The following is a 12995-nucleotide window of genomic DNA, read 5'->3' as shown; positions in this document are numbered from 1 at the left end:
CCTCCGTTTACGCAGGCGCGCCTAAGGCGGGCTGCATCAAATCATAGGGGTGTTTCCAACCGGGCTGCGCAGCAATGCCGTCAAGCCAGCGGTTGATATTGGGGTAGTCGGCACGGTCAAAGGTGAAGTCTTCTGTATAGAACAGATACCCGCAGCAGGCGATGTCGGCGATCGTGATCTCGTCTCCTGCCAGCCAGTTACGGCCCTCCAGATGTGCCTCCATCACCTTGAGCGCCGAGGCGAGGCGCATCGCCATAAAGGCGTTCACATCCGCATTCCGCTTCTCTTCCGGTAGGAAGTTCATATTGAAACGCAAGGGGCCGGCAATGCCACTGACTTTGTGATTGTCAAAAAACATCCAGCGCAGCACTTCGCGCCGTTCGGCCGCGGATTTGCCACCCAGTTTGCCGGTTTTTGAGCTGATGTAATCCTGCATGACGCCGGACTGGCTGAGCACCGTGTCGCCGTCTTCCAAAACAGGCACTTCACCCATGACATTAAGGGCGCGGAACGCGGGACTGCGGGTGGCACCCTTGGCGAAGTCCACAAAAACAGGCTCCCATGGCTCTTCGGCCAAGGTCAGGGTCAGTGCGACCTTGTAAGCGTTTCCGCTTTCAGCAAAGCAATGCAGTTTCATGGACATATGACAGGCCTCCCAACCCAATCGGATGACGCCGCTTGCGTCGAAAGAGGGCGCGTTTTCCGCGCCCTCTGATCAGCTTAGAAGTTTGCGGCGTCCAGCGCCATCACAGTGTCGGCACCGGTGTTGATTCGCGCCAAATGCATAGCCGTCGCGGGTAGTTGGCGCGCCATGTAATAGCGACCTGTCGCAATCTTCGTCTCGTAGAACGCGGTGTCCGACGCGCCGCCCTCCAACGCCTCCATCGCGGCCTTGGCCATTCGTGCCCACATCAGGCCCAGACAGACGTGGCCCATCATGTGCATAAAGTCATAGGAGCCGGACAGCGCATTATTCGGGTTCTTCATGCCGTTTTGCATGAAATACATCCCAGCAGCTTGCAGGTCCTTTGATGCAGCTTTCAGCGGATCAAGAAAATCAGTCTTCAGCGCTTCGTTATCTTCGTTTTCCTTGATGAAGGTTTTCACCATGTCAAAGAACGCCATCACATGTTTGCCGCCATCCTGCGCCAGCTTACGGCCCACAAGATCAAGCGCTTGCACACCGTTTGCGCCTTCGTAGATCATAGCGATCCGGGCGTCGCGGGCATATTGGGACATGCCCCATTCTTCGATGTAGCCATGCCCACCGTAAACCTGCTGCGCAGCAGTGGCATATTCGAAACCCTTGTCGGTCAGAAAGCCTTTCAACACGGGCGTCATCAATGAAATCAGCCCGTCGGCGTCTTTGTCATCGTTCCGGTGGGCGCGGTCGATCAGATAAGCCCCCCAGTAGGTAAATGCGCGCGCGCCTTCGACGAAGGATTTCTGATCCATCAGATTGCGACGAATATCGGGGTGCACGATCAGCGGATCAGCAGGACCATTTGGGTTTTCTGCGCCGGTCACGGCGCGGCCTTGCAGGCGGTCATTGGCATAGGCAACCGCATTTTGATAGGCGCTCTCAGCCTGCGCGAACCCTTGCAGACCTACACCCAAACGGGCCTCGTTCATCATGGTGAACATGGCGCGCATGCCTTTATGCTCGCTGCCCAGCAGGTAACCAGTCGCCTCGTCATAATTCATCACACAGGTAGAGTTCCCGTGGATGCCCATCTTTTCTTCGATGCTGCCGACAGAAACCCCATTGCGTGCGCCAAGCGAGCCGTCATCATTCACGATGAATTTGGGAACGATGAACAGGGATACGCCTTTGATCCCTTCTGGCCCGCCTTCGATTTTGGCAAGGACAAGGTGGATAATGTTGTCGGACAGGTCATGTTCACCCGCTGAGATGAAAATTTTCTGGCCAGTGATTTTATAGCTGCCATCTTCCTGCGGGGCAGCCTTGGTGCGCATCAGGCCCAGATCGGTGCCGCAATGCGGTTCAGTCAGGTTCATCGTACCTGTCCATTCGCATTCGACCATTTTGGGCAGGAATTTTTGCTTTTGTGCATCAGTGCCGTGGGCATGGATCGCTGAATAGGCCCCATGTGTCAGGCCCTGATACATATTGAACGCCATGTTTGATGATACAAACGGTTCCTGCGCGGCAGTATACATCACATAGGGCAGGCCTTGACCCCCGTATTCAGGATCGCAATCCATCGAGGTCCAGCCGCCCGTTTTCATCTGCTCGAACGCGTCTTTGAACCCCTTTGGGGTGCGCACGACGCCGTTTTCCAGCACACAGCCTTCTTTGTCACCCACGACGTTCAGCGGGTGCAGGACCTCGGTTGCGACTTTGCCGGCTTCTTCAACAACCGCGCCAGTGAATTCGCGGTCCAGATCTTCAAAGCCGGGGATATCCTGCTCACTCACCCGCAAAAGATCATGCAGAACGAACTGGATATCCTTGGTTGGTGCGTTATAGATCGGCATGCTTCTCTCCCTCAGGTCCTGTATATAAGGTCGCGGCTTTTCAGGCGGCGACCGTTTTCTCCTTGGCCAGCGCTGCGAGTTTCTGCGCGCCCCAGGCCATTTGTTCTTTCAACTCGCCAATCGCCTCTTCCAGTTCGGCCTTTTGGGCCTCCATGTCGGCAAGGTGCTTTTCGGCAAGCTCATAGCTTTTGGCCAACTGCGTCTCTTGCCCATCATTCATGTGATAGAGATCCAAAAGCTGGCGAATTTCTTCAAGACTGAACCCAAAGCGCTTGCCGCGCAGGATCAGTTTCAGACGGGCCCGGTCGCGTTTCGTGAACAAACGCTTCTGGCCCTCGCGGATCGGGAACAACAGTTCCTTGGCTTCGTAGAAACGAAGCGTCCGGGGGGTCACGTCAAAGGCGTCGCACATTTCGCGGATATTCATTGTGTTGGCAGTCATCAATTCATTCCTCATGCGTGTTTCGATAAGCACGCATTTGCGGAGTCAGATACTACCTTACAAGCAAAGCTGACGTTAACGTAAACGGAACGTGGCGTCATTTTGCGGTTGACGAAAGGTCAGTAAAGATGACGCAAGGTAAGGAATAATAAAAAAACGGGGCAAGATTTCAGATTAGCGCAGAATAGGGCCTGAAATCGCAGAAGTCGCGCTTGACCCACGCCGCCATGATGTGGAGTTACCCGAGCGTTTCCAAGGTTTCATCGCGCAACGACTGAAGCTCTGCCATCGTGTCTTCCAACTGCTTTTTCTGCTCAGCCAGTTCGATCATCTGCTTGTCGGCCATGGTGATCCATTCGCGCATCTGCGCTTCGTTGCCTTGGTGCTCGTAGATCATCAGCCACTGGCGGATGTCTTCCAGTGCAAAGCCAAACCGCCGACCACGCAGGATCAATGTCATACGCGCCGCTTCCTTCGGGCCGTAAAAACGCGCACGGCCTTCTTTGTCGGGCGACAGCAGTTCGATATACTCATAATAGCGGAGCGTGCGCGGCGTGACGTCGAATTTCGCGCACATCTCTTTAAACGACAAACGGTTTTCGGACATTGCGACCCTCCTTGGTGACTACCGTAACGTTTCGGTATCAGAGGGGCAACGTCACAGAGAGGGTTTAGTTCATGAAACCCGGTGCCAAAAAGTAGAAACCGTAGCCGACAATTAGGGCAGGTATGGTTGAATAGACCGTCGCCCACAGCGCCGCTTTGGGGTTCAGGGCAATCGCGGGGAAAAGCGCATCACCATCATTGGAAATCGCGTTCCCGACCAAGGCCGCAAATGGAATGAGCCCATTCACATAAAGCGTTGTCACCAGAACCTGCGGCCCACAGCCCGGCACCAGCCCGATCAGGATGCCAATCAGGGGCAGCAGGGGCGCGACCGCTGAAAAGGTCGTCTCAAGATCCAGACCTGTGAAAGCGACCAGATAGTCATAGGCAAGATAGGCCCCGATCACCCAGACCGAAATGAAAGCGGTCTCCTCGGCCATCCGCGTGACCGGGCTGTCATTGCCGTTGGTCATCGCTTGTAGCGTTGATGTGGACCAGATGAACAGTCCCACCGCCGTCCCGGCAAGCCCCACTACGGGCAGCACCGACCCGTAGATTTGTTCCACATCATAACCCGCAAGCTGCGTGACCCCGATGGCAAGTCCCGGAATGGCAAAGGCCAGAAACAGGTAATCCTTGATCCGGGTTTCCCCGATCAGCGGGGCCAGTTCGCATTGTCCCGTATTTGTTGCTGGCATATTCAGACCCGACACTGCATCGACAATCCAGCCAGAGATAATCCCGACCGCAAAGGACAAGGGCAGCACAACGATGGCCGCATCGGGGCGGGTCGCGATCAAAAGAAACGCCGCATCACCCATGGTCGCAGTCAATGCAGCAACCACTGCGCCGAAACCAACATTCCCTGACGAATAGGCCGCAACCACAACGACAGCACCGCCACAGCCTGGCGTGGCACCCAGCAATGCAGACAGGGGAACTTGCCAGCCCTTGGCGTTTTTCAGCGATGTACCGATGTCAAAATTGAAAACCCGTTCTGCCCCATAGAACAGCAGCAGCGTCGCCGCGACAAAGGAAGACACCTGCACATAGGCATCCGTCATCAAGCCGCGTGTCAGCTCACCCAATATTCCGGGGGCCACGGCCAGTGCCAGCATCACCAACGCGATAATCAAGCGATTCATACGAAATGGGCCGACCAGCTTGGGGATATCATAACTGGCTGTATTTGCGGCGGTCGCCATCGGGGGGTGTTCCTTATTGCAAATGGTTCTCAATTGCACATATAGCACTTGAAGTCCTGACGGCAAGTGACAACTTGCAGCCGACCTGAATTACGCACGAAGGAGTGATGATGTCCGCAGAGCAGAAGGTGCGCCTTGATCAAATTGCCCGAAAATTCATCGAGGCTATTCCACATGCTCAGGCGCTGGGCATGATGTTGACCGAAATCGGTGATGGCATGGCAGTGATCGAAATGGACTATGATGCACGTCTGGTAGGCGATCCCGAAACCGGTGTGATCCACGGTGGGGCTGTGTCGGCGCTGATGGATACATGCAGCGGCGCGGCAGTCATGTCGCATCCCGCAGCCCCCATTGCGACAGCCACGCTGGATCTGCGGATAGACTATATGCGCCCCGCCACGCCCGGCAACAAGATCATCGCCAAAGCGGAATGTTATCACGTCACCCGCTCTGTCGCCTTTATCCGGGCCACGGCCATTGATGGCGATCCAGACAGGCCGGTTGCCACAGCGACCGGGGCCTTTACCATCGAAAGGGCAAAGCAATGAACCGTCGTCCCGAACCCGTACAGGTCGTGAAACAACGCCGCGACGCGACACTGCAAAAATTGGTCTCAGGTGTACCCTACATCCAGTTTCTGGGCATCCAGATCGATCGGCGCGGCGATGAATTGACCGCGATCCTACCTTACGATGACAAGCTGATCGGCAACCCGACACTGCCTGCGCTGCACGGCGGGGTAACTGCAGCCTTTCTTGAGGTCACGGCGATCATGGAACTGAGCTGGGCCATGATCTGGGAAGATATGGAAAGCGGCACGATGTCAGACGACGCGCCGCGGATCGCCTTGCCGAAGACGATTGATTTTACCGTGGATTACCTGCGCTCTGGCCTGCCGCGCGATGCCTATGCGCGCGCACGGGTCAACCGATCAGGCCGACGCTATGCATCGGTGCATGTAGAGGCGTGGCAGGATAACCGCAGCCGTCTCTTTGCGCAGGCAACCGGCCATTTCCTGATGCCGCAACGCGATGGCTGACCAAGTGCCACTGACCCACCGGCGGGTCCTGACCATCGCATTACCCATTGTGCTGTCCAACGCGACGGTACCGATCCTGGGGATTGTCGATACAGGGGTGGTGGGACAGCTGGGGCAGGCCGCGCCGATTGGGGCGGTCGGGATCGGGGCAATCATTCTGTCTGCGATCTACTGGATTTTCGGTTTTCTGCGCATGGGCACCACAGGGCTGACCGCGCAGGCCAGCGGCGCCGATGACACCGATGAGGTGCAGGCGCTGCTATCACGCGCATTGTTGATCGGCCTAGGGGCAGGGGCCGTCATCATCGCGGCACAGGTCTTGCTGTTCGACGTGGCCTTCCGGCTGTCGCCCGCAAGTGAAGAGGTCGAGAGCTTGGCGCGCCAGTATATGGCCATCCGTGTCTGGTCCGCCCCTGCAACCATCGCGCTATACGGTGTGACGGGCTGGCTGATCGCACAAGAGCGCACCCGCGCTGTCCTTGCCATTCAGGTGCTGATGAATGGCGCAAATATCGGTCTGGACGTCTGGTTCGTGCTGGGGCTCGATTGGGGTGTGCAGGGTGTGGCCTGGGCCACCTTTATGGCTGAATGGGCGGGACTTGCGCTTGGGCTGTGGCTTTGCCGCGATGCCTTTGCCGGCAGGGCATGGCGGACCGCAGCGTTGGTCTTTGACAGGGTCCGATTGACCCATATGGCGTTGGTGAACACCGATATCCTGATCCGGTCGGTTTTATTGCAGGCGATCTTTGTCAGCTTTCTGTTCTTCGGGTCGGACTTTGGCGATGTGCAACTGGCGGCCAATCAGATCCTGATGCAATTCCTGAATGTCACCGCCTACGCGCTCGACGGCTTTGCTTTCGCGGCCGAGGCGCTGGTTGGCCGCGCGCTGGGCGCACAGGCGCGCGATACCCTGCGCCGAAGTGCCTTGCTCAGCTCTGCTTGGGGCGCGGGGATTTGCGTTGTTCTGGCGATTTGCTTTGCCGTCTTTGGCGGGCCAATCATTGATGTCATGGCCAAGGCAGAGGCGGTGCAGGATACCGCCCGCGTTTACCTGCCCTATATGGTCGCGGCCCCGATTGTTGGCGTGGCGGCATGGATGTTTGATGGCATATTCATTGGGGCGACCCGCACCAAAGACATGCGCAACATGATGGTAATTTCGTCCGTCGCCTATTTCGTCGCGGTTATTCCGCTGATGGCAGCCTTCGGTAACCACGGGCTCTGGCTGGGGCTGTTGTTCAGCTTCATCGTGCGTGGGGCGACGCTGGCATGGAAATATCCGGGGTTAGAGGCCGCAGCCTCAGGTCCAGTCGCCCCGGCCCGTGCCGACCGCATCAGCGACGGTCGCAAAACCATCGCGGGCCAGTAAGGCATCCAGACCCTTTGCAATATCATCGACCAGCGACAGTCCGCCATAGACCAGCGCGGTATAAAGCTGCACGGCAGATGCCCCGGCGCGGATCTTTTGATAAGCCTGTTCAGCACTGCCGACACCGCCAACCCCGACCAGCGGTAAATCTGTCAGCCCGGCCAGTTGCGCCAGCACGCGGGTGGATTTCTCGAACAGCGGCTGACCCGACAACCCGCCCGCCTCATTCGCATGGGAACCGTGCAGGTTGTCGCGGTCGAGCGTCGTATTGGTCGCAATAATGCCGGAAATGCCAGATGCATTGGCGACCTCGGCCACCTCAGCAATTTCATCGCCGCGCAGATCCGGTGCGATCTTCAGAAAAACCGGGATCGGCAGAGCCGCTTTTGCTTCCATCACACCGGCCAGCAATGCGCCAAGCGCTGCCTTACCCTGCAAATCCCGCAGCTTCTCAGTATTGGGGGAAGACACATTCACGGTAGCAAAAGCAATATGCGGACCACAATGGGCAAGCACACGGGCGAAATCGGCGGCACGGTCGGCACTGTCTTTGTTGGCGCCCAGATTAAGGCCAATCACCCGGTTTTTCGGACCAGCGGCCAGCCTTTGCCCGATGGCATCCATTCCATCATTGTTGAAACCAAAGCGGTTGATCGCCGCGCGGTCCTCGGTCAGGCGAAACAACCGTGGTTTTGGATTGCCCGGCTGCGGGCGGGGTGTGGCGGCACCAACCTCAACAAACCCGAACCCCGTACGAGACAGCGCGTGCAACGCTGTGGCGTTTTTATCGAACCCGGCGGCAAGACCAATGGGATTGGGCAGGTCTAACCCGGCAAGCGTCGTGCGCAGCCTGTCATTGGCAAAAGGCCCGCCACGGGGGGCGCAACCGGCTTTCAGCGCTTTCAGCGCCAGCCCATGCGCCACTTCCGGATCGATACGGCGCAGCGCAGTCAGGCCCAGTTGTTCGATCAGGCTCATGTCAGATCTGGAAACTGATGGTGGCCATCAATTAGCGGCAGGGGTGCGTCCCAGACGATATCCGCCAGCCGCAGCTTGCGATAGAGATGCGGAAACAGGACACCCGCACGCGCTGGTTCCCATTTCAGCGGGTCCAGCCCATCGGTTTCGACAGCCAGCAAAACAAGCCCTTCGATATCGGTGAAATACTTCGCCGCCGTCTCTGCCACCGTTTCAGCGGTCGAAAAATGGATATAGCCATCGGTCAAGTCGATAGGCGCGCCATCGGTTTCGCCCTCGGCTTGCAGGTCCGCCCATTCGTCGGCACGAAAAATTTTGTAGATCAGCATGGCAGCGTCATGGATGTTTCACGAAAGATGGTCAAGCAATGGGCACTGGCAAAGTGACATTAGGTCAGCGTAGGGGGGAATGCCCGTTGCGCGTTTGACTCTGCCCAAGCGCGTTGCCAATCTGTCGATATTCCAACACTGGGGGACTGATCCAATGATTTCGCGTGTTTTGACTACAACCTGTGCTCTTGCACTGACGGCAGGGACGGCTGCGGCTGACTACACCTTGCACATTATCCATATCAACGACCTTCACAGCCGGATCGAACCGGTCAGCAAATATGATTCGACCTGTAGCGCCGAAGATAACGCCGCTGGCGAATGCTTTGGCGGCATCGCGCGTGTGGTGACACAGATCAACGCGCTGCGCGAAGAACTGGACGGCGAAAACGTGATCGTTCTGGACGCGGGCGACCAATATCAGGGCAGCCTGATCTACACGACCTACAAAGGCGATGTCGAAGCCGAGTTCATGGAACAAATCGGTTTCGATGTAATGGCCGTGGGCAACCATGAATTTGACGATGGCGATGCAGGTCTGCGCAAGCTGACTGACAATGTATCTTTCCCGGTAATCTCGGGCAATCTTGATGTTTCCAGCTCAAACGAGCTGGCGGGTCAGGTGGAAAACCATACGGTGCTTGAAGTGGGCGGCGAAAAGATCGCTATCGTCTCAGCTCTGGCGGTGGATACGGTCGAAACCTCCAGCCCATCGGCGGCGGTTATCTTTACGGATGAGATCGAAAGCCTCAGCGCGGATGTGGCCACGCTTGAAGCAGAAGGCGTGAACAAGATCATCGCGCTGACCCATGTAGGGGTAACCAAAGACCAACAGATCGCCGCGGCGGTTGACGGGCTGGATGCGGTTGTTGGTGGCCACTCGCACACCCGTTTTTCCAACACCGAAGAAGGTGCGATGGCCTATCCCACGATGGTTGGGGATGTGCCTGTGGTGCAGGCCTATGCCTATTCGAAATATGTGGGCCACCTGACGCTGGTCTTTGACGACGACGGCAATGTGACCTCGGCCACGGGCGACACGATTTTGCTGGATGCCAGCGTTGAGGAAGACGCAGACACGGTGGCACGGGTCGCTGAACTGGCCGGGCCCATCGAAGAGATGAAGACCCGCATCGTTGCCGAAACCACCGCCCCGATCGAAGGGGACCGCACGGTTTGCCGTGCAGGCGAATGTCAGATGGGGACGCTTGTGGCCGACGCGATGCTGGCGCGGGTCAAAGACCAAGGCGTTGAAATCGCAATCCAGAACGGCGGGGGTGTACGCGCCTCCATCGACGCGGGCGAGGTCACAATGGGCGAAGTACTGACCGTGCTGCCGTTCCAGAACACGCTGTCCACATTCGAAGTAACCGGTGAAGCTATCGTCGCCGCCCTCGAAAACGGGGTCAGCCAATTGGAAGAGGGCGCAGGCCGCTTCCCGCAGGTCGCTGGGATGACATTCGCAATCGACCCAGCAGCCGAGGCCGGATCGCGGATTTCCGACGTGATGGTCGGCGATGCGCCAATTGATCCTGCAAAGGTCTATGGTGTTGTGTCGAACAACTATGTCCGGAACGGCGGCGACGGCTATGCAATGTTTGTTGATGCGAATAATGCCTATGATTTCGGCCCGGATGTGGCCGATGTTTTGGCAGAATACATCGCGGCCAACAGCCCGTTCGCGCCATATACAGACGGACGTATCACCGTAAAATAATAGCGGATGGTGACGGGAAGCGCATCACGGGAAACCGTGGTGCGCTTTTGCTTTTTTAGGGAGTGGGTCTGCGAGCGAAATGGCACGCAATTGATGCAGGGCCGGGTCCGGATACGCTACGCAATCCGCATCGTTCCCCTTGCAAAAGCTCTGCTATCGCGCCATTGACAGACACTACTCTCGCATAGGCCAGTGACACCACATGACAGACCTTTCGCATATCCGTAACTTCTCTATCGTTGCCCATATCGACCATGGGAAATCGACGCTGGCCGACCGGCTGATCCAGTCCACGAACACCGTGTCAGACCGCGAGATGAAGGAACAGCTGCTCGACGCGATGGATATCGAGCGCGAGCGCGGGATCACGATCAAGGCCAATACGGTGCGCATTGACTACCTTGCAGATAACGGCAAAAATTACGTGCTCAACCTGATCGACACCCCCGGCCATGTGGATTTCGCCTATGAGGTCTCCCGCTCCATGCGCGCGGTCGAAGGCTCGCTTTTGGTCGTGGACAGCACCCAAGGGGTCGAGGCGCAGACACTGGCCAATGTCTATCAAGCCATTGACGCGGATCACGAAATCGTACCCGTCCTGAACAAGATCGACCTGCCGGCGGCGGAATGTGACCGGGTTGCCGAACAGATCGAGGATGTGATCGGCATCGACGCATCCGGCGCAATTCAGGTCAGCGCAAAAACCGGCATCGGCATCCATGAAACACTGGAAGCCATCGTTAACCTGCTACCCGCCCCCACCGGCGACCGTGACGCACCGCTGAAGGCGATGCTGGTGGATAGCTGGTATGACAGCTACCTTGGCGTCATCGTGCTGGTGCGCATCATCGACGGGGTGATGAAAAAGGGCGACCGGGTTAAATTCATGTCCAACGGCACCATCCACGGGATCGACAAGATCGGGGTGTTCCGGCCGAAGATGCAGGATGTCGCGGAACTCGGCCCGGGCGAGATCGGCTTTATCACCGGATCCATCAAACAGGTGCGCGATACGCGGGTGGGTGATACGATTACATCCGAACGCAAAGGGACCGACGTGGCCTTGCCGGGCTTTAAACCCGCGCAGCCTGTGGTGTTTTGCGGATTGTTCCCCGTCGACAGTTCCGAATTCGAAGACCTGCGCGATGCGATTGAAAAGCTTGCCCTGAATGACGCAAGTTTCAGCCACGAGATGGAAACATCCGCCGCACTTGGCTTTGGCTTTCGCTGCGGCTTCTTGGGACTGTTGCACTTGGAAGTCATCCGCGACCGGATCGAGCGGGAATATAATATTGATTTGATCACCACCGCACCGTCGGTTGTGTATCACGTCTATATGCGTGACGGCGAAATGATCGACCTGCACAACCCGGCAGATATGCCCGATCTGACCCATGTGGATCATATCGAAGAGCCGCGGATCAAGGCGACGATTCTGGTCCCGGACGAATATCTGGGCGACGTGCTAAAGCTCTGCCAGGACCGGCGCGGCGTGCAGCAGGATCTGACCTATGCGGGCAGCCGCGCGATGGTGGTCTACGATCTGCCACTGAACGAGGTGGTGTTTGATTTCTACGACCGGCTGAAATCGGTAACCAAAGGCTACGCGAGCTTTGACTACCAGATGACCGGTTACCAGCAGGATAACCTTGTGAAAATGTCCGTGCTGGTGAATGATGAACCCGTCGATGCACTGTCGATGATGGTCCACCGCGACCGGGCGGAGATGCGCGGGCGGGCCATGGTCGAAAAGCTCAAGGACCTGATCCCGCGCCACATGTTCAAGATCCCGATTCAGGCGGCCATCGGCGGCAAGGTCATCGCCCGCGAGACACTCTCCGCCCTCCGCAAGGACGTGACCGCCAAATGCTACGGCGGCGACGCGACACGGAAACGCAAGCTGCTGGACAAGCAGAAGGCCGGGAAAAAGAAGATGCGCCAGTTCGGAAAAGTTGATATACCTCAGGAGGCATTTATTTCAGCTCTAAAAATGGACAGCTAAAGCCGCCCATTTTTAGAGCGCGTTCGGGCAAGTTGTTGGCGCCGCCAATTGCGGCCACGCTCGTTTGGAGTTTTTGGCTTTAGATGGATACATTCTTATGAATTTTGAATGGTTGTTGGAAAGGCAGCTTTCATGGATTTCACAAGCTGATAGCAAACTATCAGTGCTAGGACCACTTCCATTAGCAATGCTTGCTATTTCATTGTCGGGCGCGTCGGTAGATTTTGGAAATTTCAGTTGGATGGACGTTCCTGTCTTTATGTCGACTATTCTCCTTTCCGTGAGTTTGCTTTTTGCAAAGTGGGCGTTGTCTCCCAAGCTGGACGGCCCAGAAGCATCAGTGATATTTTTTGGTCGAATTGCAGAGTCTACTGCTGAGGACTTTGCCAAGCAGGTAATGGAAACAGATGAAGCGTCGTTCCGCCAAGATATCTTGAAGCAAGTTCACCGAAATGCACTGATTGCGCAACAAAAGCATAGGAATATAAGACTGTCGATTTTCTGGTTGGCATGTGCAACTCCGTTGTGGCTTCTAAGCGTCGCGCTGGAGTTCTAAATTGACACTTAAAGAACAATTGGAAGATCGGGTCAGAAGTGTTCTCTCTTCTCAATGGAGTTATGCGGAAGCGCGGGTCGTCCCTGAAACTAAGAGTATTGGGTTAGGCAACCACGGGAAGAAGTTGAGCGCGACGATCCTATATGCCGATTTGGATGACTCAACGAATTTAGTTGCTCTGCTACCCAACCTTCTGCCACTGAGGGCCAGAGTTTTTCGTCGTTTTGCTCTGCTACCCAACCTTCTGCCA

Annotated in this window: 14 protein-coding genes; 7 read left to right on the top strand and 7 right to left on the bottom strand. The window is 56.7% G+C overall.

All coding sequences use genetic code 11. The features are described 5' to 3' along the window. Nucleotides 1-7 precede the first annotated feature (7 nt). From ACJ5NV_RS00070 to ACJ5NV_RS00050, 5 genes are all read right to left on the bottom strand, one after another. Nucleotides 8-643, bottom strand: a complete 636-nt coding sequence (locus tag ACJ5NV_RS00070) for a glutathione S-transferase family protein (RefSeq protein WP_411641291.1) — start codon at nt 641-643, stop codon at nt 8-10. Nucleotides 644-720: 77 nt separating this feature from the next. After that, complete coding sequence (locus ACJ5NV_RS00065; protein WP_411641290.1) at nt 721-2499, bottom strand: acyl-CoA dehydrogenase C-terminal domain-containing protein; 1779 nt, start codon at nt 2497-2499, stop codon at nt 721-723. Between the two features lie 40 nt (nt 2500-2539). Continuing rightward, nucleotides 2540-2941, bottom strand: a complete 402-nt coding sequence (locus ACJ5NV_RS00060; protein WP_411641288.1) for a MerR family transcriptional regulator — start codon at nt 2939-2941, stop codon at nt 2540-2542. Between the two features lie 238 nt (nt 2942-3179). Then, complete coding sequence (locus ACJ5NV_RS00055; RefSeq protein WP_411641286.1) at nt 3180-3548, bottom strand: MerR family transcriptional regulator; 369 nt, start codon at nt 3546-3548, stop codon at nt 3180-3182. 64 nt (nt 3549-3612) lie between these two features. Next, the gene (locus ACJ5NV_RS00050; RefSeq protein ID WP_411641285.1) at nt 3613-4752 is read right to left on the bottom strand and encodes a putative manganese transporter; all 1140 of its coding nucleotides are present in this window, start codon (nt 4750-4752) and stop codon (nt 3613-3615) included. A 110-nt stretch (nt 4753-4862) separates the two neighbouring features. Here ACJ5NV_RS00050 and ACJ5NV_RS00045 point away from each other — a divergent pair, with 110 nt between their 5' ends. Genes ACJ5NV_RS00045 through ACJ5NV_RS00035 form a run of 3 tightly spaced genes read left to right on the top strand, consistent with a single transcriptional unit; the run spans nt 4863 to nt 7163 of the window. After that, on the top strand, nt 4863-5303 hold the full coding sequence (locus ACJ5NV_RS00045) for a PaaI family thioesterase (protein WP_411641283.1): 441 nt from the start codon (nt 4863-4865) through the stop codon (nt 5301-5303). Next, nucleotides 5300-5794 (top strand): PaaI family thioesterase, encoded by a 495-nt coding sequence (locus ACJ5NV_RS00040; RefSeq protein ID WP_411641281.1) that lies wholly within the window; start codon nt 5300-5302, stop codon nt 5792-5794. Before ACJ5NV_RS00045 ends, ACJ5NV_RS00040 begins: the two co-directional genes overlap by 4 nt. Beyond that, complete coding sequence (locus tag ACJ5NV_RS00035; protein WP_411641279.1) at nt 5787-7163, top strand: MATE family efflux transporter; 1377 nt, start codon at nt 5787-5789, stop codon at nt 7161-7163. Before ACJ5NV_RS00040 ends, ACJ5NV_RS00035 begins: the two co-directional genes overlap by 8 nt. On the opposite strand, the gene ACJ5NV_RS00030 is transcribed toward ACJ5NV_RS00035, so the two are convergent. Continuing rightward, nucleotides 7095-8141 carry a quinone-dependent dihydroorotate dehydrogenase gene (locus ACJ5NV_RS00030; protein WP_411641277.1) on the bottom strand — a complete coding sequence of 349 codons (1047 nt, stop codon included), beginning with the start codon at nt 8139-8141 and terminating at the stop codon, nt 7095-7097. The two genes, ACJ5NV_RS00035 and ACJ5NV_RS00030, sit on opposite strands and share 69 nt — an antisense overlap. Then, nucleotides 8138-8470: a DUF952 domain-containing protein gene (locus ACJ5NV_RS00025; protein ID WP_411641276.1), complete on the bottom strand. Its 333-nt coding sequence runs from the start codon at nt 8468-8470 to the stop codon at nt 8138-8140. The genes ACJ5NV_RS00030 and ACJ5NV_RS00025 overlap by 4 nt, the downstream gene beginning before the upstream one ends. A gap of 154 nt (nt 8471-8624) precedes the next feature. On the opposite strand from ACJ5NV_RS00025, the gene ACJ5NV_RS00020 reads away from it, so the two are divergent. The 4 genes from ACJ5NV_RS00020 to ACJ5NV_RS00005 all read left to right on the top strand — a co-directional run. Further along, entirely contained in the window at nt 8625-10187 is a 1563-nt protein-coding gene (locus tag ACJ5NV_RS00020) for a bifunctional metallophosphatase/5'-nucleotidase (protein WP_411641274.1), read from the top strand. Nucleotides 10188-10389: 202 nt separating this feature from the next. Then, nucleotides 10390-12189 (top strand): translation elongation factor 4, encoded by a 1800-nt coding sequence (gene lepA, locus ACJ5NV_RS00015; protein ID WP_411641272.1) that lies wholly within the window; start codon nt 10390-10392, stop codon nt 12187-12189. Nucleotides 12190-12286: 97 nt separating this feature from the next. Then, nucleotides 12287-12745 carry a Pycsar system effector family protein gene (locus tag ACJ5NV_RS00010; RefSeq protein ID WP_411641270.1) on the top strand — a complete coding sequence of 153 codons (459 nt, stop codon included), beginning with the start codon at nt 12287-12289 and terminating at the stop codon, nt 12743-12745. A 1-nt stretch (nt 12746) separates the two neighbouring features. Then, on the top strand, nt 12747-12995 hold a 249-nt coding region (locus tag ACJ5NV_RS00005), incomplete at its 3' end, for a hypothetical protein (RefSeq protein WP_411641269.1).

Origin of the sequence: Loktanella agnita (assembly GCF_046640325.1) — a bacterium.
GTDB lineage: Bacteria > Pseudomonadota > Alphaproteobacteria > Rhodobacterales > Rhodobacteraceae > Yoonia > Yoonia agnita.
This window is presented reverse-complemented; position numbering and strand designations above follow the sequence as displayed.

What these genes read in the sequence shown, in the direction of transcription:
- ACJ5NV_RS00070 (WP_411641291.1), bottom strand. Translation starts at nt 643, where the DNA reads ATGTCCATGAAACTGCATTGCTTTGCTGAAAGCGGAAACGCTTACAAG.
- ACJ5NV_RS00065 (WP_411641290.1), bottom strand. Translation starts at nt 2,499, where the DNA reads ATGCCGATCTATAACGCACCAACCAAGGATATCCAGTTCGTTCTGCAT.
- ACJ5NV_RS00060 (WP_411641288.1), bottom strand. Translation starts at nt 2,941, where the DNA reads ATGACTGCCAACACAATGAATATCCGCGAAATGTGCGACGCCTTTGAC.
- ACJ5NV_RS00055 (WP_411641286.1), bottom strand. Translation starts at nt 3,548, where the DNA reads ATGTCCGAAAACCGTTTGTCGTTTAAAGAGATGTGCGCGAAATTCGAC.
- ACJ5NV_RS00050 (WP_411641285.1), bottom strand. Translation starts at nt 4,752, where the DNA reads ATGGCGACCGCCGCAAATACAGCCAGTTATGATATCCCCAAGCTGGTC.
- ACJ5NV_RS00045 (WP_411641283.1), top strand. Translation starts at nt 4,863, where the DNA reads ATGTCCGCAGAGCAGAAGGTGCGCCTTGATCAAATTGCCCGAAAATTC.
- ACJ5NV_RS00040 (WP_411641281.1), top strand. Translation starts at nt 5,300, where the DNA reads ATGAACCGTCGTCCCGAACCCGTACAGGTCGTGAAACAACGCCGCGAC.
- ACJ5NV_RS00035 (WP_411641279.1), top strand. Translation starts at nt 5,787, where the DNA reads ATGGCTGACCAAGTGCCACTGACCCACCGGCGGGTCCTGACCATCGCA.
- ACJ5NV_RS00030 (WP_411641277.1), bottom strand. Translation starts at nt 8,141, where the DNA reads ATGAGCCTGATCGAACAACTGGGCCTGACTGCGCTGCGCCGTATCGAT.
- ACJ5NV_RS00025 (WP_411641276.1), bottom strand. Translation starts at nt 8,470, where the DNA reads ATGCTGATCTACAAAATTTTTCGTGCCGACGAATGGGCGGACCTGCAA.
- ACJ5NV_RS00020 (WP_411641274.1), top strand. Translation starts at nt 8,625, where the DNA reads ATGATTTCGCGTGTTTTGACTACAACCTGTGCTCTTGCACTGACGGCA.
- lepA (WP_411641272.1), top strand. Translation starts at nt 10,390, where the DNA reads ATGACAGACCTTTCGCATATCCGTAACTTCTCTATCGTTGCCCATATC.
- ACJ5NV_RS00010 (WP_411641270.1), top strand. Translation starts at nt 12,287, where the DNA reads ATGAATTTTGAATGGTTGTTGGAAAGGCAGCTTTCATGGATTTCACAA.